At 38.9% G+C, this 26,393-nt stretch carries 24 protein-coding genes and 4 pseudogenes; 8 read left to right on the top strand and 20 right to left on the bottom strand.

The window, feature by feature from the left end; genetic code table 11:
• The first annotated feature begins 100 nt into the window (after nucleotides 1-100).
• The 8 genes and pseudogenes from QMA04_RS04240 to QMA04_RS04205 all read left to right on the top strand — a co-directional run.
• A complete protein-coding gene (locus QMA04_RS04240; protein ID WP_290184089.1) occupies nucleotides 101-598 on the top strand; it encodes a magnesium chelatase subunit ChlI family protein in 498 nt (165 codons plus the stop codon).
• A gap of 52 nt (nucleotides 599-650) precedes the next feature.
• Nucleotides 651-1,208, top strand: a complete 558-nt coding sequence (locus QMA04_RS04235; RefSeq protein ID WP_290184086.1) for a transposase — start codon at nucleotides 651-653, stop codon at nucleotides 1,206-1,208.
• Nucleotides 1,209-1,344: 136 nt separating this feature from the next.
• Complete coding sequence (locus tag QMA04_RS04230) at nucleotides 1,345-1,566, top strand: hypothetical protein (protein WP_290184084.1); 222 nt, start codon at nucleotides 1,345-1,347, stop codon at nucleotides 1,564-1,566.
• A gap of 211 nt (nucleotides 1,567-1,777) precedes the next feature.
• Nucleotides 1,778-1,996, top strand: a complete 219-nt coding sequence (locus tag QMA04_RS04225) for a hypothetical protein (RefSeq protein ID WP_290184081.1) — start codon at nucleotides 1,778-1,780, stop codon at nucleotides 1,994-1,996.
• On the top strand, nucleotides 1,997-2,119 hold the full coding sequence (locus QMA04_RS04220; RefSeq protein ID WP_290184079.1) for a hypothetical protein: 123 nt from the start codon (nucleotides 1,997-1,999) through the stop codon (nucleotides 2,117-2,119). It abuts the gene before it with no gap.
• A 343-nt stretch (nucleotides 2,120-2,462) separates the two neighbouring features.
• A complete protein-coding gene (locus QMA04_RS04215) occupies nucleotides 2,463-2,717 on the top strand; it encodes an AbrB/MazE/SpoVT family DNA-binding domain-containing protein (protein ID WP_290184077.1) in 255 nt (84 codons plus the stop codon).
• Nucleotides 2,714-3,118: a type II toxin-antitoxin system death-on-curing family toxin gene (locus QMA04_RS04210; RefSeq protein ID WP_290184075.1), complete on the top strand. Its 405-nt coding sequence runs from the start codon at nucleotides 2,714-2,716 to the stop codon at nucleotides 3,116-3,118. Before QMA04_RS04215 ends, QMA04_RS04210 begins: the two co-directional genes overlap by 4 nt.
• A gap of 579 nt (nucleotides 3,119-3,697) precedes the next feature.
• A pseudogene (locus QMA04_RS04205) lies at nucleotides 3,698-4,045 on the top strand (IS66 family transposase); the annotation flags it as partial.
• 136 nt (nucleotides 4,046-4,181) lie between these two features.
• Here the strand turns inward: QMA04_RS04205 and QMA04_RS18235 are convergent.
• The 20 genes and pseudogenes from QMA04_RS18235 to QMA04_RS04105 form a co-directional block, all read right to left on the bottom strand.
• Nucleotides 4,182-4,283: pseudogene (locus QMA04_RS18235) on the bottom strand (DapH/DapD/GlmU-related protein); the annotation flags it as partial.
• Nucleotides 4,284-4,767: 484 nt separating this feature from the next.
• Complete coding sequence (locus QMA04_RS04195; protein ID WP_290184071.1) at nucleotides 4,768-5,988, bottom strand: O-antigen ligase family protein; 1,221 nt, start codon at nucleotides 5,986-5,988, stop codon at nucleotides 4,768-4,770.
• A 114-nt stretch (nucleotides 5,989-6,102) separates the two neighbouring features.
• Nucleotides 6,103-7,236 (bottom strand): annotated as a pseudogene (locus QMA04_RS04190) (IS4 family transposase).
• 308 nt (nucleotides 7,237-7,544) lie between these two features.
• Complete coding sequence (locus QMA04_RS04185; RefSeq protein ID WP_290184067.1) at nucleotides 7,545-7,820, bottom strand: hypothetical protein; 276 nt, start codon at nucleotides 7,818-7,820, stop codon at nucleotides 7,545-7,547.
• A gap of 12 nt (nucleotides 7,821-7,832) precedes the next feature.
• Nucleotides 7,833-8,192, bottom strand: coding sequence for a hypothetical protein (locus QMA04_RS04180; protein WP_290184065.1), 360 nt, complete (start codon nucleotides 8,190-8,192; stop codon nucleotides 7,833-7,835).
• Between the two features lie 693 nt (nucleotides 8,193-8,885).
• Entirely contained in the window at nucleotides 8,886-10,580 is a 1,695-nt protein-coding gene (locus QMA04_RS04175; protein WP_290184063.1) for an S-layer homology domain-containing protein, read from the bottom strand.
• A gap of 296 nt (nucleotides 10,581-10,876) precedes the next feature.
• Nucleotides 10,877-11,941: a transposase gene (locus tag QMA04_RS04170; RefSeq protein WP_290184677.1), complete on the bottom strand. Its 1,065-nt coding sequence runs from the start codon at nucleotides 11,939-11,941 to the stop codon at nucleotides 10,877-10,879.
• An 83-nt stretch (nucleotides 11,942-12,024) separates the two neighbouring features.
• Entirely contained in the window at nucleotides 12,025-12,768 is a 744-nt protein-coding gene (gene istB / locus QMA04_RS04165) for an IS21-like element helper ATPase IstB (protein ID WP_290184061.1), read from the bottom strand.
• Complete coding sequence (gene istA, locus QMA04_RS04160) at nucleotides 12,765-14,312, bottom strand: IS21 family transposase (protein WP_290184059.1); 1,548 nt, start codon at nucleotides 14,310-14,312, stop codon at nucleotides 12,765-12,767. The genes istB and istA overlap by 4 nt, the downstream gene beginning before the upstream one ends.
• Nucleotides 14,313-14,539: 227 nt before the next feature.
• A complete protein-coding gene (locus QMA04_RS04155) occupies nucleotides 14,540-15,022 on the bottom strand; it encodes a transposase family protein (RefSeq protein WP_290184057.1) in 483 nt (160 codons plus the stop codon).
• Between the two features lie 439 nt (nucleotides 15,023-15,461).
• Nucleotides 15,462-16,385: a right-handed parallel beta-helix repeat-containing protein gene (locus tag QMA04_RS04150; protein ID WP_290184055.1), complete on the bottom strand. Its 924-nt coding sequence runs from the start codon at nucleotides 16,383-16,385 to the stop codon at nucleotides 15,462-15,464.
• A gap of 217 nt (nucleotides 16,386-16,602) precedes the next feature.
• Nucleotides 16,603-17,894 (bottom strand): annotated as a pseudogene (locus QMA04_RS04145) (transposase).
• Nucleotides 17,895-18,144: 250 nt separating this feature from the next.
• Nucleotides 18,145-19,044: a UTP--glucose-1-phosphate uridylyltransferase GalU gene (galU, locus tag QMA04_RS04140; protein WP_290184053.1), complete on the bottom strand. Its 900-nt coding sequence runs from the start codon at nucleotides 19,042-19,044 to the stop codon at nucleotides 18,145-18,147.
• 78 nt (nucleotides 19,045-19,122) lie between these two features.
• The gene (locus tag QMA04_RS04135) at nucleotides 19,123-20,154 is read right to left on the bottom strand and encodes an SDR family NAD(P)-dependent oxidoreductase (RefSeq protein WP_290184051.1); all 1,032 of its coding nucleotides are present in this window, start codon (nucleotides 20,152-20,154) and stop codon (nucleotides 19,123-19,125) included.
• On the bottom strand, nucleotides 20,129-21,505 hold the full coding sequence (locus QMA04_RS04130; RefSeq protein ID WP_290184049.1) for a UDP-glucose dehydrogenase family protein: 1,377 nt from the start codon (nucleotides 21,503-21,505) through the stop codon (nucleotides 20,129-20,131). Before QMA04_RS04130 ends, QMA04_RS04135 begins: the two co-directional genes overlap by 26 nt.
• A 59-nt stretch (nucleotides 21,506-21,564) precedes the next feature.
• Nucleotides 21,565-22,584 (bottom strand): dTDP-glucose 4,6-dehydratase, encoded by a 1,020-nt coding sequence (gene rfbB, locus QMA04_RS04125; RefSeq protein WP_290184676.1) that lies wholly within the window; start codon nucleotides 22,582-22,584, stop codon nucleotides 21,565-21,567.
• Nucleotides 22,584-23,438, bottom strand: coding sequence for a dTDP-4-dehydrorhamnose reductase (rfbD, locus tag QMA04_RS04120; protein WP_290184047.1), 855 nt, complete (start codon nucleotides 23,436-23,438; stop codon nucleotides 22,584-22,586). Before rfbD ends, rfbB begins: the two co-directional genes overlap by 1 nt.
• Nucleotides 23,439-24,002: a dTDP-4-dehydrorhamnose 3,5-epimerase gene (rfbC, locus tag QMA04_RS04115; protein WP_290184045.1), complete on the bottom strand. Its 564-nt coding sequence runs from the start codon at nucleotides 24,000-24,002 to the stop codon at nucleotides 23,439-23,441. It abuts the gene before it with no gap.
• Nucleotides 23,999-24,901 carry a glucose-1-phosphate thymidylyltransferase RfbA gene (gene rfbA, locus QMA04_RS04110; protein ID WP_290184673.1) on the bottom strand — a complete coding sequence of 301 codons (903 nt, stop codon included), beginning with the start codon at nucleotides 24,899-24,901 and terminating at the stop codon, nucleotides 23,999-24,001. The genes rfbC and rfbA overlap by 4 nt, the downstream gene beginning before the upstream one ends.
• A gap of 102 nt (nucleotides 24,902-25,003) precedes the next feature.
• Nucleotides 25,004-26,393: polysaccharide biosynthesis protein (locus QMA04_RS04105; protein ID WP_290184043.1), on the bottom strand; the 1,390-nt coding region annotated here is incomplete at its 5' end.

Raw genomic sequence — 26,393 nt, 5'->3', positions numbered from 1 at the left:
CTCTCTCATACGGGATCCGCCATCTTAAGCTTCACTTAAAACCCTTCAAAAGCTATTAGTATTTTGCCGACTTTTCCAATGTACACGAGTTGCCGTCAACTTGATCGCTGTGACTAATCCGTGTACTTGCGGCTATTACGGCTCCCACGAAAAATACTGTACCTGCGGCGACAAAGCCCGCTTGAAGTACATGCAGAAAATCACCGGCCCCATCATCGACCGGGTGGATTTTGTGCTGGAGATGAAAAATCAGGGCGTCCTGGCACAATCGACTGCGGTCACATCCGAAGAACTGCGCAAGCTGACGGCCTCTGCCCGTGCCCGGCAACGCATCCGCTACGGCGCCAATTACACGAATGCCATCGTGCCAATCAAGCTGTTTGAGGAAAAGACCCAGTTCACTCCGGCACAATTGGCACGGATCGAATCGGTCAGTTTCCAGGAAAAGCTGAGCAGCCGTTCCACGATGAAAATTCTGCGGCTGGCCCGGACCATTTCCGATTTGTCAGGCAATGATGAAGTGACGGACGCGGCAGTTGATGAAGCGCTCGAATGGAAAATCAGCGCTTCGCGTACCCACAGTTCACTGATGAGGTGAGCCATGACCCGAAAGCGCACGTTTCCCCCCCCATGCTTATTATCACGTCATCATGCACGGCAATAACCGGCAGCCGATTTTCCGGACCAAGGAAGACATGTTCGAATTGAAACGCGCCTTCCTCTACGTCCATGCCGATTACCCGTTCAAGTTGCTGGCGTATTGTTTCATGACCAACCATTACCACATCCTGATCAAAGCGGAGCGAGATCCGTTATCTAAAATCATGGGGCTGGTCAACCGGCGCTACAGCGCTTCCTATGCCAAACGCTATGGCCACATCGGCCGGATCTATCAGAAGCGCTATTTCGCGAAAGAAGTCGATTCCCGCCTCGGTCTGCTTACTGTCAGCAGCTACATCCACCGCAACCCGATCCAGACGAAACAGCCGATGGTCGAGCGCCTGGAGCTGTATCCGTACAGTTCGTTTCCCCTTTATTGGGATGATTTGCTTCCGGCGCCTGCCTTTTTGGACCGGGAGCTGCTGCGGGGCTTGCTGCCGGAACCGTTCGAGCAAAACAACACGGCGTATTGCATGTACTGCCTGACCTATGCGCAGAATGCGGAAGAAGACGAGCATGTGGAGGACATGGAGCCGCCGGTGATGTGAGACAAGTGGTTTCTGCCTTCCTTTTTAAAAATAGTTTTCAACTTTCTTCTATAAGTAAGGCCCAGCTTAGTTCAGAATTACATTCTTATTGATTACAACAGAAATATGCTATTATATAGAAAAGAGGTGAGCGACAATGGAGCCCAAACGTAAACTAGAAATTGCAAGCATTGCCATGAAGGAGCGTCGAAATTCCAAGTCGACTCTGCCAGATGATTTCCTGAAAACTTTAGAAGAGAGGACAGGAGAAATTGTTTCTGATTTAAAACCGGGAAGACAACGTCCCCGCTCTGAAGATGAGACAAAAATCCTTCTGATGTTTGAGAAAGAATATGGAAAACAGAACGGGACTATATAGAGAAAATTAGCTAAGTTAAAAGACCTTCCGTTAGTAGACAAAAATATTCGAGTTGCTGGGATTGTAACGGAATATGTGGAAACGAAACATTCGGAAATTCAACTGATTGTAGTCGGCGGCCTCAGTGTGGAGTATTATACTATCGGACAATACGCGACTGTTGATATCGATTTTGTTGCAACGTCACATGAAAAAATCATGGAGGCGTTAATTGAGTTGGGTTTTGAAAGGGCAAGGCAAAGACAGTTATTTAAAAGAGTTGCAAGTCTCTGTTGAAATCCCTGACAACCATCTAGAAGGCAGTTATGACAGAGTAAGAGATGTGCTGACTGATGACGGTTGCATTGTTCATATGATTAGTCCTGAGGACATCTTTTGCGACAGGTTAAGAGCACTTGTCCATTGGAAGGAAAAAGAGCAATTGAAATAGATGACGAAACTCTATGAAGGAAATGAGCTGGATCAAGATTATATTTATTCTCGATTAGTAGGGATTAAAGAAAAAGAAGTAGCCGATGTGTTTTTCAACGCAATCAACGAGCAAGAGCAGTAATTTTACTGTTCTTCTTTTTATATGGGTAAAATGCATACAGAACTGAACGACTCTCTTCATGCCCCACTTTTCCCAGAAGTTCCCAAATGGTCCCTGTGTCAGACACAATACCCAATCCAAAGTCTGAAACTCCTTTCTGGGTCTGGCTTTGGATTTTCGGGTCTACATATTCCGTGAATACACTTAATCTTCTTTAACACAGGGGCGCGATTTTCACTCTTTCGAGAAGATCTTCGAAGAGGAATCCAGCTTCTTGCCTGGCTGAGAAGCAAAGGTTATCATGGTTAGAACAAATACCTTTTGTTAGAACTTATGCCAATGAAATATTGAGGAGGAAGAAACAATGGCCATGACAGAAAGACGCATTACGAAAATCGGCAACTCGCTGGGGTTGACGCTGCCAAACGATGTGCTGAAAGCAATGAATGTCAAAAAGGGCGATGAGGTACAAGTCGAATTGGTTGATAATCAAATCGTCATAAAAAAAGTGCCGAAAATGATTCCGCTTCCGGACGGTGTCCCGTCAGATTTCTTCGACAGGCTCGAAGAAGAAATGGAAGCTCATCATGAAGCATTAAAAGGACTCGTTGACCGATGACCCTTTTTTTCCTGACAGCAGAGATGGCGATCCTGATTAACCAGAAAGTGATTCTCGAGCATTCTGCCGATGAGCAGACCGGTGTAAAGGATCACGCGTTATTGGATTCAGCTTTAAAAAGACCACAGCAATCTTTGTTTGGTCAAGATGCTTACCCAAGCCTCTATGAGAAGGCAGCCGCATTGTTAGAGTCACTGGCTCAAAACCACGCTTTCCATAATGCGAATAAACGTACCGCTCTGATGTGTACGGCGCTCTTTTTCCGTTACAACGGATATATTCTGCGTTTTCCGATAGCTATAAGTGAAGAGGATTTTGTGGTGGATGTTGTAAACCACCGGTATACCTTGAAGGAAATGAGTGAAATTTTGCAACAGAACACCACCAAGAGCTCGAGCTGACGAATCGCTGCCAGTGGAATCGATTGGTGCCGCCTTCGACTCCTCAAAATTACAGCAGTTCCCAAATGGTCCCTGTGTCAAACACAATTATAAATATTTAATTATTTAGATAATTATTCCCAATCTAAAGCCTTAACTCCCCGCTGCATCAGGCTTTGGACTTTTGAGTCTACATATTCCGTGAATAAACTGAATCTTCTTCAACACAGGGGCGCGATTTCTAGTGATTTTCCTGTTCTTGCTCGTTATGTGGATAAAATGCATCTAGGCAAGAATTGCTCTCTCGACGTACCCATGTTTTCCCAGCAGTTCCCAAATGGTCCCTGTGTACGAAACAGTTATGACTATTTAGCATTCCCCATATACATGCTAAAACCGCATCTCGAAACCGTTGGGGTTCCTCGATGCGGCATTTTCGGTATGCACTTGTTGTGTATAGACTAAATTGTCTCTGACACAGGGGCGCGGTTTTAACTTATTTGTTGAAATCTCTATAATCTAGTTTAACGTTTACACAGCCCGTGCTGGATGCTTATTGGCATGGCTAACGGAACAAAAGGAAATTATTGCGCCTCAACCGGCAAAGCCATCTCTTATTCGTTGAATCAATGGCAAAAGCTGACCACCTTTATGAAAGACGGACGCATTGAGATCTACAACAACCGCGCCGAATGGTCCATCAAACCGTTCGTCATCGGACGAAAGAATTGGCTGTTTGCGGTTTCAACAAGTGGAGTGCATTCCAGTGCCATCATCTATAGTCTAGTAGAGACCGCCAAAGAGAACGGCTTAAACCCGTTTTTCTACCTTCAATTTCTTTTCGAAGAACTTCCACAGCTCGATATGAGCCAAGAGCTGAAGATCGCTCACCTCATGCCGTGGTCGAAGGAACTTCCGAAAGTGTGCTACATCCAAAAGAAAAAATAGAAAAATGCCTTTCCGATAAAAAATCGGAAAGGCATTTTCTTTTCTAAGAAACCAGGTGCTCATTATTGGACGCTTACCTTTCTAAATCTCTCACTTTATTTGCTGGAAATCCTATGTACAATCCATTTGCTTCACAATCTTTTGTAACTACAGCCCCAGCTGCAATTATACAGCCATCTCCGATTGTTACGCCTGGTAAAATTGTAACTCGCGCCCCTATCCAGCATCCGTTTCCTACTTTAATTGCTTTTCCATAAGCTTTACCTGCTCTTTTTTCTTTCGAACCAAACTCATGTGTGGAAGTACAAAACAACACATCCATAGCAATATCACAATACTCTCCGATTTCTATACCTTCCAAGTTTTCAAAATAACACCTTCCATTAATAGTAGTGCCTTTTCCAATGGTTACATTTCTTCCCCCGAAGTAGCATTTCGGACGTATAGATTTCGTTTTTGTATTAATTCCATAAAAATTATAAATTAATTTCCTAATTGGTATTGGTGTAAAATAAGATGCCGCAATGGAATTCACTAAAATATCTCTATAAAGCTGAACCAATAATTTTTTTATCTTTCCTACCATTACCTTTTCCACCTCTTTTTTCATGCTAAAAAGTTGTTCTAGGCTTCATATTAATATGGTACAATCCATAATCGCTAGCTTAGAAAATCTTAAATTATTTACTACTTTTTCATCTAAATTTTATTACATACTCAATCTAATATTTCATATTTGTTTCTGAAGAATAGTTTGTAGCTATAATAATACCTATTCCAATAAATAAGTAAAGCATAAATAATTTCGTTCCAAAATTTGGTTCTAGCATCCCATGAATTATTATAGCTAAAAATCCTCTTCTAAATCCTAAAACAAACATTCTTAAAAATGGATTTTCAAAAGATTTAAAGCTTCTTCCAAGCATTCTATAAATAGATACAAGGAGCAAAACAAATAAAACAAAAAATATAAATCCATTATCTCCTAATACCTGTAAAAACAGATTATGTGCTAAGTAATATTCTCCCATACCATCCACATTTAAAAATCCTTTTCCTAAAAAAGGATTTTGAGAAAAAGCTAAAAAGTATTCTTCAAATATATCAAATCTACTTAGTAAGTTAGCTTGTTCAGAAAGATTAGAAAACCTTTCCGCTTCAATCATTTGAGCAATAAACTCTCTACCAATAAAGTAAGTTAGTCCACTGCCTACAAGTACTGTTGTCAGTGAAGTAACTCTTTTAACTAAAGTCGCACTGCGATTAAAAAGTATATCTTTAAGCAGAAAAAGGAAAGCTAATCCTATCATTATAAGTAAAGCGCTCCTTGATGCTGTAAATATTATAGCTGCTCCAATGAGCAGTACTAATATTAAACCTTTAACTGAAAAAACACTTTTTGTTAACTGTGTAAACACTATAAAAAAAGGCAACAACAAAATTGAAGCAAGATAATTACTTGCACCAATATCTAATATTATTTTATTACCAACTAAAAAACTTCCCTCGTTTTCTATTAAAGTATATCCAATGATGAAAAGTGATAATATTCCACCCGAATACAAATAATACATGAATATTTTTTCTTGAAACTTTCCAACTAACTTAATGTCTGAGAACATAATAATAATCAGAAAAACTTCTACGTAAGTAGAAAAACCAATAAAAAACCTTCCGTAATCCGTAGTGTTTATGAGTGATAAAAACCCCATTAGCACTAAACCCAATGAATATTTTCCAAGGCCATTGAAAGTAAAACTTCTTTTATTAAAAATTAAAATTATCCACAAAAATAGTGTAACCCATAGAAAAATCTCTCCTACATAGATTGTTAGAGTGCTACTAACTATAGATAAGGAAATAGGAGGTAGAAACATCGTAAGAATACTTAAGGCAATAAAAAACATTAAAGATTTCCCAGCAACAGTCTTTGACTGAATCATATATATAAAACCACCAATTCTTCACTTGTTATTATAATTATAAAGACATAACGATATTTTAGATACCCTTTATTAGTAATTTAATATTGTATACTATATTATCAGGCGTATTGATTAACCAATAAATGACAGACTGTTCCTGCTGAGCGCAAAGTACTCGTGCAGAAATGTCGTCAAGGCATTCAGCCAAATTAAGGGCAGCGTGCCGTTCAACAATGTGCGCTGAAAGGCCACAAGCGATAAGGCAGGTGTCCGAATGGCCGGTTTTTTTTGATACAGTCATTGTATGAGAACATATGCGATTAAAGCCGCAAACAATTGGTTGTAGACGGCATTCGGTATTTGGCCGAATACCTTCGGCACATTCAGGTTTTGTTTGATCCAGCGGAAAAAGGATTCGATGCCTCACCGCGCTTTGTACATGCCGGCGATAGCCTCAGCTGAAACATGGAGCAGACTGGTGACGACCCGGATTTCATGCCCTTCATGATCGGTGAAAAAGGCCACGCGGTGCCGTTTCTTCGAACGTGATTGAGGCGTTCCCAGCCAGCATGTGAAGTCGCGCGTGACATTGGAACCTTCTTCCGGCAGGCGCTGAAGTGACCGGATATTCGATAGTTCCACATTTTCTTTCATCCGAATAACAAAGTCCTGTTTGTCTGAAACAAACTGATCGATGCGTTTGATATTGAAATACGCCCGGTCCTGCACCAGGATAAACCGTGGATCGGCCAGCTCTTCGCCGACCGGGCCGTTGTGCACCAGGCCGGTGGTTTCCATCACGTCGAGCGGCATACCGGTTTCCGGCGTGAAGCTGACATGAGGCTTGATGCCGGAACGTTCGCCATGGTAAAGCGCCCAAGGGAGCCGATTCTTACCGACGGTAATAGTGGTGGAATCCACCAGCAGGAGCCGGTTTGGAATCTTGAGGTCCCGCCGGGTTGCCCGGTTGCATTTATCGACAACCATGGCGAAGGTTTCCTTCATCAGCTGGTAGTCCAGTTCTTTCATCTTTTTGGAGAGGGTCGAGTGATCAACATCCACCAATCCTGCGGAAGTCCCTACATCCCCGCAATGGCGGTAGCCTTTCCATTCAGACGCCGCTGCGGTGACCAGGTATTCAATTAGCTTGCCCACGGTGAGTTTCCGAGCAGTGTCTTCATAGCCTATCATTTCCGTCAGTAAAGCCACATCTTCATCTGTAATAAACTTTTGAATCAAACTCGGGAACATGATATTCTGTTTCATAAGGGACACCTCTTCCTGTAGTTGTTGGTTCGCACTTACAGTCTACAAGAAAGGTGTCTCTTTTTGTATTCATTTGGATGATTTTGGCTAATCAACACGCGTGCTATATTATAGTGTGATTGCTTTTCAAATTTTTTATTAAAATACGGATAGATCCTCCAGCCCTGTGATGACTGGCGGGACACTGAAAAAGTTGTAGCGGATATAGCCGACTCTCTTTTCTACTTGGCCTTTTTCATTTCCTTTGCCCACGTTGCACACCTGTGTTTCAAACCCGTAATACATTTGAAAGCGCAGATATTCATCCGTTAATCGGGCTTCTTCTGTGTTTTGCCTCGCATCTTTTTGACGACGGGCGTCAAGTTATCGATTCGGATTTTGCGGAGGATAAAGCCCGCTTTGCCAAATAGTTTCTTCAGTCCTTCCAGAAAGCATTCCTGGTTTTCAGAAGGCATAGGCTCATAAAAAGCGACGTTGCTGCAAGGGAAGGACATGATCAATAGCCGGATATCGCGCGCCTTACCTTCTTCAACGGCTTCCAGCACCCCAAAGTCGACTTGCGCTTCACCCGCAAGATGTTCCAAGCGTTCAAATCCTTAGTCTTTATCCTCGATATCGTGCTGCACCCGCCATTCCTGGATGAAGTTACAACAGGTCCGATAGGACCCCAGGAATTGATAGGTCTGTAATTCTTTGAATAGTTGGAGGTTCGTTCTTCTCAGTTTTTTCTTTTCTTGGGCATCCTCGAACAACCAATCAGAAACCATCGTTCCCCATTTCTCTTCGTACATCATTCCTTTTTTCGGTTTGATGATGGAGCTTGGAAGCTCACTTTCATCGGCATACTTTTTGGCCGTGCGCCAGTTAATCTTGAGGGTATTGGCAATCTGGTCGATGCTCAATCCTTTTTCGTTTCGTAAGTGTTTGATACAATTGATATCGGACATTGTATGCATTCCTTTCTAACCTCCACCTGTTATGATTTCGCACTTTAACAGTAGAGGTTGACTTGGGCGGCTTGCAAGTCCATTTTTATTTCCATGAAACTTTCATGCAGAACTCTGTACAAATTCGTTGCAAAGTTCTGTACTTCTATTGTGCATTACACAAAACGCTCTCGAATTAAATGATTTCGAGCACCACCTGCTGGTTGAGCCCGTTCTATGAACACCTCCACCGGCAACTGGTACAGGAAAATCTGCTTTATGCCGATGAGATCAGCCGCAAGTATTTACAGTCTCGTAGAGACTGCCAAAGAGAATGGTTTGAATCCATTTTTCTAACTTCAATTTCTTTTCGAAGAACTTCCACAACTTGATATGAGTTAAGAGTTGAAGATCGATCACCTTATGCCGTGGTCGAAGGAACTTCCAAAAGACTGTTATATCCAAAAGAAAAAGTAAAAATGCCTTTCCGACAAACAATCAGAAAGGCATTTCCTTTTCTAAGAAACCAGGTCTTCAATATTGGACGCTTACGTAAAGAATGGAAATCGCATCATCGACGACCGAATAGTGAAAAAATGATCGAGGGAGAACTGGCTTAGTTTCTCCTCGTTTTTCTCTATTTACCGGACAACAAACCCGTCAGGTTTTGGACAAAAAGAGCCGGCAATTTCTAGTCGAAATTAGACGTCAATAACAATATAGCTACCGAAATTCTTTATTTAAAGCTCTAGATAAGAAGACTGAAAACTCTGCTCTAGTAGCAGCAGTATTAGGTCGAAAAGTATTGTCTGGAAAGCCTTTAGTAATATTATTATTAAAAACACCAGAAACAGGTTTTGATGCCCAGTGAGTTAATGGAACATCTTTAAATACTGTTTTATTGTCTACATCTAAATCAAAAGCTAGAACCAAAATTTTAGCTATTTCCGCGCGCGTTATATTTTTTGCAGGTCTAAATGATCCATCGGGATAGCCATTAAATAATCCAGCGGCGGTTACTTTTTCAATATCTTTTTTTGCCCAATGATCTTTATAAACATCTGGATATTCAGATGTTTTATTGGGGCTAGCAATATTTAATGCAGTAGCAAGCATTTTTGCTGCTTCTGCACGAGTTAAATATTTTTTTGGTTGAAAACTCCCATTTGGAAATCCTTCGATTATTTTTTTTTCTGAAAGATATAAGATTTCATTATAGAACCAATGTCCAGATTCTATATCGAAGAATTTTTCAGCTTTTACTATCACTATCGACTCTTCACTAGCATTTCCAAAAATATCGGTAGCTGTGAGAGTTAACACCATTCCAATTTTTTGTTTTGGAATTTTAACAGTAAATTCCTTTAAATTATTAGTAATACTTGTTCCAATTATTGAACTCCCTGCTTTTACAGTAATGGTAGATCCAATTGGAGCATTTCCTGATAAAGCTGTAGATGATGCAGTTAATGCATTTACTATAGGTTTTTCTACTATTTCTTTGTCTGTCAAATAATAATAGCCTTCTATATCAATTTGACCTTCAAGATTTTCTAACTCTCTTATAGAATATCCATCCTTGATTCTCTTTGTACTATCTACATAAATACTTATTGGATTTTTCGTACCTTTCAAATTAGCAAGATATATGAGTAACCCAGAACCCAAGTTTTGTTCTGTCGATAAATTTAAAATTTTTATATTCTCTAAAAACTCTAATGGGCTGTTTGGTTCTATATCAATCCCTGCCTGCGGCATAGTACCATTGGTGTTAGTAATTACAGCATTAATGATCTCAAGATTTTTCACTGAAATTATTGAAATTCCCTGTCTACGATTATTACTTATTATGGGATCTATAATTTTTATATTCTCACTATAATTTTGTCTTAATGAACTTCCAATATATATCCCATCTCCCCAATTATTAGAAATAATAGGATTTTCAATTCTAATATTGTTTGAACCTTTTATGCTTATTCCCATTCCCCACTCTCCTAAAGTTCCTATATGCTCTTTCCTCTCCCCTTGAATTTCAACTCTCCCTATCATGCTTACATTTTTAACATCATGAATTTTAATTATATTTGATGCTTCTGAGTCATTAGGAATTGCTTTTAATATAGTACCTTCTTCAAATTCTAAGGTGATATCATCTTTTAAATTTATAGACTTCAATGCATCAATTTTATAACTTCCTTTTGGGAAATAAACTATTCCTCCGCCCTTCTCATTTTGAAAATCTATTGCTTTTTGTATAAATTCAGTTTCGTCTTTTTCTCCATCACCACTTGCCCCAAATAAAAGTACGCTTAGTTTATCTTCTGCCAAAGCACTCGCAGAAAATGATAAGCTTAAGGCAAAAATAATAAAGATGCTTATTATCCAAAATCGTTTTTCCGTTACCATTCCTTCCATTTTCTTCACCTCTTTTTATCTACTTATATCATAAAAATAGGTGAATTGTATTAAGTTTTTTTAATATTCTAAAAAATGAGTTTTTAACCCCATTTTACTTAATCAGAAATTAAGGAGTTTCGAGATATGTTTTTGTTTATTAAATACAATAAAAATCAGTTTATTACGGATGATTATACATTTTATGAAATTTTGTAAATGCTAAACTAGAGAGCAATTTATAACAATTAAGATAGGTTCTCACGCTCTTTTGGGGAAAATGTTTGAAGTCTTTCATGAAAAAATCTCCGGCTATTTTAAGATAATGACCATTGATAAAGAACCCGGTTTCTTAACACTTGAAAACCGGCTCGTCCATACATCACGCGTTTAATGGTTTTTAATTGGTTCACTTGTCCTTCTACCGGTCCGTTGCTCCACAGCGCTTCGATGCTTAATTTGGCTGCGCTCAAATCCTGAAGGACTCCATGAATAAATGATTGAACAAAAGAGAAGTCAACATGTTCGTAAGACGCTATCCAGCTCATCAAGTTTTCATCTTTTTTTTCATTAAATAATGCTCGGAATGGGTGAACCAGCTCATCGAGCTTCATCAGTTGCGGGAACATCTTCAGTAAATCCGGATGCAACTCATGAATCCGTTCCCGGTGATTACCTTTTTCGAAATCCCAGATCACACGGAGGACTTTCTGGCGGACCGAAATCGTCGCCGGTTTGGTTTGGCATCTTTCTTCGGCGACTAAGTTATTTAAGGTACCGAAAGATCCTCGGTAGCTTTCTGCACGACAAGTAGCTTCAATTTGTTTCACCGTCTGCTTTTCTTGGACTAAGGATCGAATAAGGGAATGAAATCGTTTGAAGGGAGAAGTCCGTTTATGGTTTGGCTTTTCCTTTTTTTGCAGATCAGCGTAAACTGTTCCGCTTGAGAGGTGAAGTTTTCTTTGAATGGCAGCTTTAGAATATCCTTCTTTGAACAGAGATTGTACCTGTTGGATTCGGGTCCATCTTTTCTCTTCATTCTGCGTACGTTGAGTTTCACTTTTGCGAAGAGGGACATCCACTTCTTCCTCTGAAGCAATTGGTTTATTTGGTGAAGGAGGTGCCCATTTCGCCGGTAAGATACCAAAAAGTGCTTTCTTGACGGCTTCAAATAGCTGATGAAGAAGATGCCACCGGTCGCCTACTTGGAGAATGGTGGCAGAAGCTTTTTTCACCGCTGCGACATAAGTTTTAGAGCCGTCGCGCGTAATCAGTTCAATCTCTGGATATTTTTGGAGCCAGTCTGTTACATCAACGGCCTCTCGTGTATTCAGTGAAGAAGGACAAGCTCGAGAACCACTCGTGCCATAAAATAGAACCACCTCGGACAAAAACCAGAACCACTTCGGACATCTGAGAACCAGTCATAAAAATAAGAAGACCGCCCAAGGGCGGTTTTTTATTCTTATGACTGAATCCCAAGCCTTTCGCGCATGGAAATCTTCCCATCGATAAAGAGAGAGTGCGAACTATGGATGACCCGATCGAGGATGGCGTCGGCGAGCGTCGCTTCCCCGATCTGCTCATACCAACCGCTAGGTTCAAACTGCGAACAGAAAATAGTGGAGGCATTTTGGTATCTCGATTCGACGATTTCCAGTACATCTCGCGCTTCATGCTCAGTCAAGGAAACAAGCAGCCACTCGTCTAAAATTAATAAGTTTACCTTTCGGTAAGCTTTCATGATCTTTTGGTACGTCCCATTTAATCGAGCCAGAGCCAGTTCATCCAGTAATTCTGGCAGGCGCATATATTTGGCCGTATAGCCATTTCGGCAAGCACTGACGCCAAGCGCGCATGCTAAATAAGATTTTTCGTTTCCAGATGCCCCTTTCAGGATGACGTTCTGCTTCTCTCCGATGTAATTGCAGCTGGCTAAACGCAAGATGGTCGTGCGATCCAGCTTGCGGTCTTCGTGGTAGTGGATGTCTTCGATGCAAGCATCTGGCATACGCAAATTCGCTGTACGGATCAGCCGTTCTAATTTGCTGTTCTTCCGGCGGATGTACTCGCTGTCGATCAATAAATTGAAGCGATCTTCGAAAGATAGTTCCCGGTATTGAGGGTCGTTCATTTGATTATAATAGGTGTCGGCTATCGCGCTCAGGCGCATTTCGTTTAGTTTGGTGATTGTAGATTCAATGGTCATTGATCTTTCCTCCCGTAATAGTCTGCCCCTCTGACAAATCCTTGCTCTTTTGAAAGGCTGACAGTTTTCTTTTGCGACTGCGTCGTCGTTTTGATGTCACGCTCTGTTTTGAGAATTGTTTTGACCGTATTCAGGCTCACTCTCGGAGAGAAGGCCAATGCCTTTTCACAAGCTACCTCGAGTTCGCGTTCACTGTACTGTGCAACGAGTTTAGATAACCCTAAGCACAGCTTGAGTGCCTGCTTTTCATTGGTGCCATTGGCTAGAATCGTGCGAACAGCTTTTTCCGTAGAGGGTCCGACGGACTCTCCCCATTCAATGAAATGCGCCGGTGTAAACGTAAGAAACTGCTGATGTTTGGCTGGCAAATGATCAAATTCCGTCGAAGATTGCCCATCTTTACCGAACAATCGCTTGTGGGAAGCGATTCGGAAGTTGTTGAAAAATACTTCCACCATTGTTCGGGTCAACCGTATTTCCACCACGTGTTTAATGTATTCATAAGGCACCGAATAATACATCTTGTCTTCCTCAATATGATAATCTGGTTGTAAAGTGGCTTTCTTCCATTGAGCCATTTCATACCGGGAAGCAGGCAGCGGGAGAAGCGCAAACTTCTCCTCTTCCAAGAAAGCAGTAAGCCGGCTTCCTTTTTTCTTTTGAAACTCTTTTTCATTGAATTCCTCCAGCTTAAGCCGGACGGCTTCATTCAGCTCCTGCAGTGAAAAGAAAACTTGGTACCTCAGTGAAGCGATAATCCAGGTGGTGATGGTGCCAACGGTTCCTTCGACACTGGGCTTGTCCTTAGGTTTCCTGACGCGTGCCGGGATGACGACGGTGTGATAATGCTCTGCCAATTCTTGATAAGTCCGGTTGATCACGGGATCGCTATAAGAAGGCTTTTCGACTCCCGTTTTCAAATTATCGGGCACAATCGTCTGCGTGACGCCTCCAAAGAATTCAAATGCATGGATATGTCCGGTAATCCAGTGAAGCGAGTTCATTGAATAGAACCCTTCGACATACGAGTAGCCACTGCAGGACAAGGTGGCCGCAAAAAGTGACACCTCATGTACTTCACCTGTTGTTTGATCTCTTACGCTCATCGAAGTGCCGGCCCAATCGACTTCCAGGGTTTCAGCCGGTTTTCGTTTAATGCGCATAGTCGCTTTGGTTGTGGTGACGAACTTCGTGTATTCCCGGCAGAACTGCCGATAGCTGTAGGGAATCTGATTCCCGTTTCGGCAGACGATTACATATTCGTGCCAGAGGAGCGAGAGCGTAACGCCTGTTTTCGCCATTTCTTTATGGACGTAGTCCATGTCAGGTAAGTACCTTTCGTCTTTAACATGTTTCTCGGGGAATAGAAGCTTTTGAAGCTCTCTGTCTCCTAACTCCTCAGGCAAAGGCCAGGAAATCCCTTTCTTTTCTGCTTGCTCCAGCACATCATTAATCGTACTCCTTGAGCACTTACAGCTGGCTGCGATTCCCCGTTTGGATACCTCCTGAGCATCCAGCCGGAGAATCTCTCGATATTTGATCATAAAAAACCTCCTACACAATCAATTTACGGAATATTCCGCAAACCAATTATATAGGAGTGGTTCTCTCATGTCTTAAGTGGTTCTATTTTTTGTCCGTAGTGGTTCTGGAATTTGGCACAGGTGGTTCTTTTAGATGGCTATATGCATTCAGCACATCAATTGGTTTATGCCTCTGTAAATCGATGAATAGGGTTCCGTAAGTGAAGCGCTTTTTAAAGGCAAAATCATCAATGCCGACGAAAGGAAGGCGGCGTCAGTTCAAACGACGCCGCTTTCACGCGTCTGAGAAGCGCGTCATGGCTGACGGGAATGTGCATCGCCTGACAAACTTTCTCCGCTGTTAAACAACTTGTGGAAAAAGCGATCTTTTCGATGACGTTCTCCAAGCGCTCGGTCTTTCTCTTATAAGATTGAAGCCAGTTTAACCGTTCTGTGAACACTTTCATTGGACAATCCGAGTTATCACAAAACCATTTGTGCAGCAGAGCCTGAAAATGTACCTGCCGGTCTAACAAAGGCAGGTCGTCCACTTTCCGGCAGTAACGGCTGTGTAGACGACGAGAAATCTGACGACAAGCAGGACATAGCGCTGAGGAGGATTGAACTTCAACAATGAAAAAGAGTTCTTCCTCCGTCTGCTTGTAATAAATAAGAGTAAACGTCCAATAGGTTCTCCACTTTGCCGATAGTCGCTGATCTGCTCGGTCCAATACAATTCTTTCTCTTTTCTTTTCAAAAAAAACCCCTCCCAGAAATTCAAATCTGAAAAGAGTATCTCATGAAGAATCTTCTATTAGAACGTGCTCGCTATTGGACGCTTACCATTAAAAAACCTCCTGTACATTCAATTTGCGCAATATTGCGCAAACTAAGTATACAGAAGGTGGCTCTCTTGAAGGCAGAGGTGGCTCTATTTTATGTCCGAAGTGGCTCAGAAATATGGCAGAGGTGGTATATTTTCTTGGCTGTAATCAGTTTTCGTCTAAATGGAAAAAGGCTTCTTCCATTGAGGTCTTCATCTCGTTCAACGACCTTTCGGGTTTCTGGTATTCTTATACCCGAAAAGTAATAAAAAGAAACCTCACCAAAAGAGCGTGAGAACTTATCTTATTTGCGGAAAATTTTCCACCTACTTGACCGTTACAAATTTCACTTTAATATATGAGAAAAGTAATCTTTAATTACTATTTCACCTTTAATTCCTTCATATTCTCCTAAATAAATTCCATCGGGTAGATTCTTTGAGGTTTCAATTTCAATACTAACTGGATTTGTGCTACCTTTTAAATTTATTAAGTATATCTGTAAACCATAGCCGAGATTATTTGATGTAATAAGATTCTTTACTTTTATATTTTCTAGGTAATCTGACGGAAAGTTTGGTTCAATATCTATCCCACTCTGTGGAGCTGTTCCATTTGTATTGTGAATTTTCGGATTAGTTATTTCCAAATTTCTAGCAGAAATAATTGATATGCCTTGTCTTCGATTATTATTTAAAGTCGCATTTATTATTTTTATTTTATTACTATATTCTTTATTCTCTGTGCTACCTATGTAAATTCCATCGCCCCAACAATCTGAAATATTCGCATTTTTAATTACTACATCTTCAGAACCCATAATGCTTATTCCGAATCCCCATTCTCCTGTTGAACCTATATGACTACTACGTTCTCCTATAATTCTAACATCTCCTGTAAGTGTAACGTTTTCTACATCTCTAATTTTCACGATTTCATAGCTTTCTAGCTCACTAGGAATAGCTTGTAGGATAGCTCCTTTCTTAAAATCCAATGTAATATTATCCTTTAAGACAACTGATTTCGATGCATCTATTAAATAGATTCCCTTAGGAAACTCAACTACTCCGCCTCCACGATTACTCTGAAAATCAATTGCTCTTTGGATAGCAATTGTATCTTCTTGCTGATCATCTCCTAAAGCACCAAAAGTTAAAATTGTAACTCTTGAATCCTTTATAGTCCAGAAATAAAACAGAAATAAGAATAGAAAACACATTAAAATAATAATTTTAATGTGAAAAAAATTTTTATTGACTGATTTTCGCAAAAAATATCCTCTCCTTCATTAAAAATATAGAAACTAATAAATATTGTTAACAGTTATTACTTTACTAATTTTAATATAATCTTTTCAAGAGTAATTAAATGCTTCTAAGCAATTAAACTTATTAATATCTGATTGAATCAATTTCATAAATCGCTCTTTTAAAAAAGTGTAGACGGTTTTTTAAGCCATTTTTGCTGGTTTAAAATTTAAGCGACTGCTAAAACGGCTTGTTTGGAGGCTTTCGATCGCTCGCCAGTCGGGATGCGTTGTAAATTAAGGTGAAGAATTGAAAATGGACTTTTGCTTTCTTGCCTGTCCGATGCCGAACGTTATTTAAATCGAAATACTCTTTTAAATAGGCATTGATGCGCTCTACTGCAGCCCGCTTATAATACAGTGTTCATTTCAAGGAGCCTCTGGCAGGTGATGTATATTTACGAAGGTCTACTGACCTTTTGATCTTAAAGATTTTTTGGCACAAGGAATCATCCTTCAACGGGCAGGTTGCACATTCTTTGGGACGGGAATATTTCAGGGTTTCGTATTTGGCGTTATAGCTGTCGTAGCGATACGCGTGTTCCCGTACGCAAGTGGGGGCGAAATGTTCATCAAAGCCGACGACTTCTTCTTCTCTGCGCGGGCCGTACGCAATGGCGGCATCCAGGTTCATCTCCTGCAATTGTCGGTAGATGGGTTTGTAATCGTAGCCCTTGTCCATGATGCTCGCTTGAAAAAGACCTGGCATTGTCTGCTGGATTTGCTTCAAGAGGGGGATGGCGGCTTTCCCGTCACTCAAACTGCCGGAACTCATGAGCCTCCTGATAATGTATTGGCTGTTCGTACTTACAGCCAAATGGGCTTTGTGGCCGAATCAAAATGTATTTTTTCCGTCACTGTTTTTCTTAATGCCCCATTTCGGGGCAATTGGCATCTCGGTTACCAGCGCCTCAACCGAGGCATCCAATTGATGGACAATCTCTTTTTCGTAGAGCGTCTTGTCAGCTTCCTGTTGTTGTTGGACGGCTTGCTCGCTCTTGAGCTTTCGTCTCCGTTTTTTCGGAGCCGGCTTTTCCTTTTTCACGGCGGCTTCCGGTTTGTCACGCGCTTCAAAATGCGTGGCATCAATGGCAAGAGATTCTTCGGTGATGTAGCCTTCTTGGATCGCTAGAGCCACAAGAACGTCTTGCACTTTCGCCAGCGTATCGGTTTCACTGATCGCCGTAATCATGCGTGAATAAGAAGCTTCAGATGGGACATCGTCCGATAATAGAAACCCGCAATCAAACCGAAAAAAAGGATCTTGTTTCAGGGCGCTCCACCACACGAGTGATCAACGAATAAATCATGGCACCGTAATTGAGTTCTCTTGGCGCGATGCGTCTTCTTGTCAAAGATGCGCAGAAGCGGATCCAATTCCATTGTCGAGAAAATAGCGTTAAATCGATGGGTAGGTTCCATCTCAAATAATTCATGCATGTCAAATAGGTTATCTTGTCTTATAATAGGCATAGAGCGCTTTCCCTACTGTTTGTGTGTTGTTGGTGACTCCCATTATACAGGATTTGGGGAGGTGCTCTATTTTTGTGCCGTTTCACACTTAGAGCCGTAAGGGCTCGGAATTATGAAATTAACTCGATTAAATAAACTTAATATAAATTTTACTTTATAATTTATAAGAAAATAGTTATATTGTTGCTCCTGTAAGCTACTTGTATATAAAAGCAGCTTACATATTTTCAATATGTAAGCTGCTTGTTAATTATCTAATAGTTTTTGTTTGGTCATTTCTAACCAGCGATTCATTTAGCTTAGCCTTAAATAATTCCAGCAACTGATCTCTCAGTTCCGGACGCTTTAAAGCGAACTCAATCGTCGTTTCGATAAAGCCGAATTTCTCGCCCACATCAAAACGGCGGCCATCAAACTCATAGGCATAAACCGACTGGACTTCGTTTAACTTTTGAATCGCATCAGTCAGTTGGATTTCTCCCCCTGCACCGTATTCATGCTCTCCTAAGTATTCGAAGATTTCCGGTGTTAAGATATAGCGACCCATGATGGCATAATTCGATGGGGCTGTTCCAGCAGCAGGTTTTTCGACAAATTTCTTCACTTTGATCAATTTTCCATCGACCAAAACAGGATCAATAATACCGTAGCGATTCGTGTCTTTTTCCGCTACTTGCTGTACGCCGATGACGCTTTTGCCTGTCTTTTCATGTTGATTCATCAATTGAGCCAAACAGGGTTCATCGTTTTCGACAATGTCATCGCCTAGTAATACAGCAAAAGGTTCGTTGCCGATAAATTTACGCGCTGACCAGATGGCGTGTCCCAAGCCAAGTGGTTGCTTCTGGCGGATGAAATGAATTTCCACTTTAGAAGTTTCTAAGACAGAATCTAGCATTTCTTGCTTACCTTTTCTCATCAGTGTATCTTCCAATTCAAACGCATGATCGAAATGATCTTCAATCGCACGTTTGCCTTTACCAGTCACGATAATGATGTCTTCTATACCAGAAGCAATCGCTTCTTCAATGATGTATTGAATCGTCGGCTTATCGACGATAGGCAGCATTTCTTTTGGCATTGCTTTTGTAGCAGGTAGGAATCTTGTTCCGAGCCCAGCTGCAGGGATTATCGCTTTTTTCACTTTCATTTTTGCACCCACTTATACTTTAGACCTTACTACTTAGTCTTATTTTTTTGTAAATTAATTGAACTATTTATCAAAAAATTAGGCCTTTTTATAATATTCACAGTACCAATCCGTAAACTTCCGAAGACCTTCTTCAATAGAGGTTTTCGGTTTAAAGCCAATCGCTTGTTCTAATAGTTTAGTAGAAGCATAGGTTGCTGGAACATCGCCTGGTTTGATTGGTTCAAACTTCTTCTTGAACTCTATTGTTCTTCCTAAACTATTACTTAAACATTTCTCAAGTGTTTCTATAAACACCATCAGCTTTTCTGGATTGCTATTTCCGATATTAAATACTTTATGTGGAACTTCACCGGCTTCGCTTGGCGGATTCGACAAGAGCCGTTGGATACCTTGTACAATGTCATCGACATATGTAAAATCACGGTATAAGTCATTTTCAAAATCACCATTGTTAAAAATCTTTATTTCTTCATCAGCAAACAATTTATCAGTGAATCCGAAGTACGCCATATCAGGGCGCCCCATGGGTCCGTAAACTGTAAAGAAACGAAGTCCGGTTGCTGGAATTTTGTAAAGATGGCTGTAAGTATGAGCCATCAATTCGTTCGACTTCTTGGTAGAAGCATACAAAGAAACTGGATTATCCACAAAGTCAGTTTCCTCAAAAGGTACTTTCTTATTCGCTCCATATACAGAACTTGAAGAAGCATACAATAAATGATCAACTGGATAATGACGGCAAGCTTCCAGGATATTATAAAACCCGATGACATTACTTTGAATATAGACATCCGGATTTTCAATCGAATATCTAACACCAGCTTGAGCTGCCAAATTCACAACAATGTTTGGTTTATATTCTTCAAAGAGATTAGAAACTAATTCCTTATCAGAAATATCGCCTTTAATAAAAGTGAACTTTTCATTTGATTCTAACTCGCTTAAGCGATCATGCTTTAAATTCACGTCATAGTATTCATTGAGGTTATCAATACCAACTACACGGCAACCCAATTCCAATAACCGTTTTGAAAGGTAATAACCAATAAATCCAGCTGCACCGGTAACGAAATATACTTTACTAGAGTCTAGAGGCTTGTAACTCAAGCTTTCTCATCTCCTTAAGCGCGTCTTGGTTTGCCGGAGCTCGACCAACTGAATAGTATTCTACTCCAGCTTGTTCCATCTCTTCAACACTATGAAGGTTACGACCATCGTAGACCAATGGAGTTCTCATCAATTTTTTATACGCTTTTGCATCAACAGCTTTAACTTCTCCCCACTCAGTAAAGATGAAGCATACATTTGCATCTTCTAAAGCATCTTCAACACTTGATACATATTTGATGCTGCCTTTACCGCCCTTGCCCTCTGGAAAGGCTTTAGCGAAGTTCTCTGCACCAATTGGATCATAGGCATATATCTCGGCACCTTGGTTTAACAACAAAGGCACGTTTTCCAAAGATGGAGCTTCTCTTAAGTCATCTGTTCCAGGTTTGAAAGTAAGACCCAAAATAGCAACTTTAAGACCATTAAATGTAATTAAACGTTTACTAGCTTTTTTATACAATAAAGTCTTTTGATCTTTATTTACATCAATCGCAGCTTTGACTGTTTTCAAATCGTAGCCATTTTGAGTGGCCAAGTATTCAAGAGCTTTCGTATCTTTAGGAAAACAAGATCCACCATATCCAATACCAGCATTCAAGAACTTGCTACCGATTCGATCATCGAAACTCATCCCTTTAGCTACATCTTGAACATCTGCTCCTACTAATTCACAAAGGTTTGCAATATCATTCATATAAGATATCTTCAAAGCAAGGAAATCATTAGAAGCATATTTAATCATTTCTGCAGATTTTCTGTTTACAGATACAATAGGTAATTTAAATGGCTGATAAATTTTTTGTAAAAGATCTTCTGCCCATTCACTCTCTGTACCAATAATGATTCTCTTCGCGTTCAAAGTATCGTGCACTGCAGATCCTTGTGCCAGGAACTCAGGATTTGAAGCAACTTCTACTCTTACATCGTTAATTAAGAAGTCATGGATAAACTGTTCAACTTTATCATTTGTTCCAACTGGAACTGTAGACTTAACTACTACTAAGCAATTTTTTTCAATCGTTTCAGCAATTTGTCGAGCGACAGTTGCAATGTATGAAAGATTAGCAGAGCCATCTTCATTTTCAGGTGTTCCCACACCTATAAATACTGCATCTGCATCTTTATAAGCTGATTTATAATCAGTTGTATACTCAAGTTTTCCCGCTTCGTAGTTCTTCTTCATTAATTTTTCTAGACCTGTTTCATATATAGGAGATACTCCTGATTTCATCAGGTTTACTTTATTTTCATCTATATCTACACAGACTACTTGATGGCCTCTTTCAGCAAAACATACTCCTGCTACTAAGCCGACGTATCCTGTACCTGCTACTGCAATTTTAAACAATGTAAACACTCCTTACTCTCTTAGTATTAAAATTCCTGAGACAAAGAAAGAAAGGAACCTTATTTTGAATACTGCTTTTCGAAATAAGTCTGGTATTCTCCAGAAATAATTCTTTCCCACCAGTCTTTATTATCAAGGTACCATTGAATAGTTTGGGCAATTCCTGTTTCAAATGTGTAGGTTGGCTGCCATCCAAGCTTTTCTAACTTACTCGGATCAATAGCATACCGTTTATCATGCCCTAAACGATCCTTAACATATTCAATCAACTCTTCTGATTTTTCTAATGTGCTAATGACTGTTTGCACAACTTCTAAATTAGTCTTTTCATTATGTCCGCCAATATTATATACTTCTCCATTTCCACCTTTATGCATAACGAGATCAATCGCTGCACAGTGATCAATTACATGTAACCAATCACGAATATTCTTCCCATCTCCATATACAGGAACTTTTTGGTCATTCAATACGCGTGATATTGTTAAAGGAATGAGTTTTTCCGGAAAATGATAAGGACCATAATTATTCGAGCAGCGGGTGATGTTAATCGGCAAATTAAACGTTTCATGATAAGCCCGAACCAACAAGTCTGAAGAAGCTTTACTTGCACTATAAGGGCTATTAGGTTCGATTGGTGTTTCTTCAGTAAAAAATGTTGTAGGATCAAAATCCAATTCCCCGTATACTTCGTCTGTAGAAACATGAACAAATTTGGTTACTCCTATATTTTTAGCTGCATCCAATAACACTTGGGTACCCAAAACATTGGTTTGAACAAAGATACCCGGATCAGTTATTGAACGATCCACATGGCTTTCAGCTGCAAAATGGACTACAAAATCAAATTTATATTTGTTAAATAAATCGTTAATAATTTGGTGATCAGCAATATCAGCTTTTAAGAAATGGTAATTAGCTTGCTTTTCAATTTCTTTATGCTTAGTTAAATCTCCAGCATATGTTAACAAGTCTAAATTATAGATATCATAGTCCGGATATTTCTTTACCATATATTGAACAAAATTACCTCCGATAAAACCTGCTCCGCCTGTAACCAAAATTTTCTGTTTCACTATTATTTCACCTCTTGATAAAGCTCGTCTACATATCTTTTTACCGCATCTTGCCACGATGGTAATAGATTAAATCCATTATCAAGCAATTTTTGTTTTGACATCCGTGAATTTTTAGGTCGAATAGCTGGGGTTGGGTACTCTTCTGTTGTAATAGCATTTACTTTCACTTCTTTTCCAGCTATACGGAATGCTTGTTCAGCCAAATCCGCCCAGCTACAAAATCCTTCGTTAGAGGCGTGATAAAGTCCATACCTTTCACTTTGAATCATATCAATCAATAGAATTGCTAAGTCATATGTATAGGTAGGAGAACCAATTTGATCGCCAACCACGTTTAATTCATCTCTCGTTTCAGATAACTTAAGCATTGTCTTAATAAAATTGTTACCGTTAATTCCAAAAACCCATGATGTACGTACAATAAAGTACTCTTCCAGTAATTCTCTTACTTTTTTTTCACCTTCATACTTTGTTAAACCATAATAACCTTGAGGGTCCGGAACATCAGTTTCAACAAAAGGTTGTTTACCTTCTCCGTCATATACATAATCCGTACTGATATAAATAAATTTAGCTTTTATACTCTTTGCTGCTGCTGCAAGATACTCAGTGCCCTCAACGTTTACTTTCCAGCAGCCTTCTTTATCTTCTTCCGACTTATCGACTGCAGTATAAGCTGCACAATGGATTATTGCATCTGGATTTATCTTACTTACATATGAATTTACATCTTCATTGATAGTAAGATCTATTTCTTCTCTATCAATACCAATCATATCGAATCCTTTTTTAAGACCTTCTTGAACTACATCATAACCAAGTTGACCTTTATAACCTGTAACTAAAATTTTCATTTACTCAGCTCCATATGTAAAATTATTGTCAGCATCTTTTAACTGAGGTGCTTTCTCATCCTTGCCAGATAGAACTGGTTTAATAGACATTGGCCATTCAATTCCGATGTCCGGATCGTTCCATACAATTCCACGATCATTTTCTGGTGAATAGAGCTCATCCACTTTATATTGAACTTCTACATCATCTGTTAAAGTCATAAAAGCATGGGCAAAACCTTTAGGTACTAGCAATTGTTTTTTATTTTCAGCGGTTAGTTCAATTCCAAACCATTCTCCATATGTGACACTGCCTTTTCTTATATCAACAGCTACATCATAAATTGATCCTTTAGTGCATCTTACTAACTTAGTTTGAGCTTTTGGAGCTAGCTGATAATGTAAACCTCTTAAAGTACCTTTAGTAGCGGAAAATGAATGATTATCTTGAACAAAACTTAAAGTTAGTCCTACTTTCTCAAAACTTTCTTGATTATAAGTTTCAGTAAACCATCCTCGATGATCACCAAAAACATTTTGTTCAATAATTAGTACTCCATCCAACTTCGTTTTAATGAAATTCATCCTAAAACCTCTTCTCTATTTAGCATATCGATATGTTGATTAGCTAGTCTCATAAGATATTGACCATACTCATTCTTCTTCAACGGTTCTGCCAAGGCTATTAATTGTTTCTTAGTAATATAGCCCTTTCGATAAGCAATTTCCTCAAGACAAGCGACTTTAAGACTTTGACGTTTTTCAATGGTTTCAATATATGAAGAAGCTTCAAGTAGAGACTCATGAGTACCCGTGTCTAGCCAAGCAAAACCTCTACCTAATAATTCAACATGTAAATCATCAAGAACTAAGTATTCTTGATTTATATCAGTTATTTCTAATTCTCCACGCTTGGAAGGTTTGATTTTCTTCGCAATGTCTACTACTCTATTATCATAAAAATATAGTCCAGTGACTGCATACGTAGAGATTGGATATGCTGGTTTTTCTTCAATAGATTTTGCTTTACCATGTTTATCAAACTCTACAACCCCAAACCGTTCTGGATCTTTGACATTATATCCAAAGATAGTTGCACCATTTTTTCTCGATGCTGCGTTCTCTAATAATTCTGTAAACCCATGGCCATAGAAAATATTGTCTCCTAAAATTAAAGCAACACTATCTTCTCCTATAAAATCTTCTCCTAGTATAAATGCTTGAGCTAAACCGTCTGGAGATGGTTGCACCTTATATTCCAAAGATATACCAAACTGAGAACCACTTCCTAGTAATTCTTCAAATTTTGGCGTGTCTTCTGGGGTAGAAATTATTAATATTTCTTTAATACCAGCCAACATTAATGTAGATAATGGATAGTAAATCATGGGTTTATCATAAATAGGTAATAATTGTTTACTTGTCACCATGGTTAAAGGATATAACCTGGTGCCACTTCCTCCTGCTAAAATTATACCTTTCATCATACTAGCTCCTTTCTATTATTAAATCTGTGTTTTAATTTTAATTGCATATTTTAATGTTTTGAATGATTTAATAAGGATATCAAAAAAATAAGTGAAAAATTAAATTTCTTCTTCTTTTCTTACTAACCTTTTAATGTATTTAAGAGTCTCCCCAATATCTTTCCTTTTTATAAAAATATAAATACCATAAAAACTTAAATAGAAAAGTAATCCTAACCAAAAACTTAAATACCAACTTGCTATTATAAATATAAAAACCATCAACAGTTCTAAAAGCAAATCTTTTAAAATAAATATTTTAAGAATTTTTGAAAGCAGGATTTCTGCTATAACACTCCGTACAGCCAAAACTATGACTATGGATAAAATCGCAAAAATAATATTTTTATAAAAGAATGTAAATAACAAAGTTAAGATTATACTTAGAATTAGTGAAATAATATTAACCATTAATATTACTTTTTCTTTACGCAAAGTTTTTAAGTAAGTATTTATTAATAAAGCCATTTTCCCCTCGAATACACATATCGGAAAAAGAAGAGCCATGTATATTAGACTTTCGGCATATTGAGGCAACCAAATGGCTAATACTGTCTTTAATGGGTAGTAAACAACTAAAACTCCTATTAATGGAATCATCAGGAATGTTTTCATATTCATATAGATAGATGGTAGATTATTAATACTAGTTCTTCTTAAAACTGGAAAAATAATAATTCCTACGGCATTTATAAATACCATTAAAAGATTGGAGATACTTAAAGTCAGAGAGACTTTACCAAATGTCGTGATATCCCAAGTACGCTCTATTCCAAGCCTAACAACTCCAACAATTAATAAACCAGCAACATTAGCAAACATTAATTTTATACCCGCCGCAACATTATTTACCATTTCGTTGATAGTTAAATAAAAATAATTTACTTTATTGAAAACAATTTCTTTACATAAAAACATAGCGTAAATGAGAGAGAAAAACTTCCCTATTACATCTGAATAAATAATTACTTTAAAATCTCTAATTCCAAAAAACAAAAAGATGATCACTAGAATTATAAATATCATTTTGTCAGATAGAGTTATACGCGCATAATCTTTAATTCTGTTCGTTGCTTGTAGAATATATAAAAGCATAACTCGAGTGTTCAAAATAACCATAGATATTGATACTATAATTATAATAAAATCTTTATTTAAATCTTGAATGAAAAAAATAGTATAAATCCAAATTAGAATTCCAAAAATAGTTTGACTACCAAACATCATAATAAATTGAGAAAAAAAAGTTTTTTTATCTAAAGCATCATATTGAATTCCTCCATACCTTAAATAAATACCATCATTCCATCCTAATTGCGACAGCCCAACATAAGTAGAATAAAATATATATAACTGCCAATATCCATATTCTTCAACACCTAAATATTTTGGTAAAATAAATATGACTAAAGTGGATATTACCAAGGCAATTAAGTTTGAAGACATTGAA

Origin of the sequence: Planococcus sp. APC 3900 (assembly GCF_030407735.1) — a bacterium.
GTDB lineage: Bacteria > Bacillota > Bacilli > Bacillales_A > Planococcaceae > Planococcus > Planococcus notacanthi.
The sequence above is the reverse complement of the archived record's forward strand: the minus strand, read 5'-3'. Positions and strand labels throughout refer to the sequence as shown.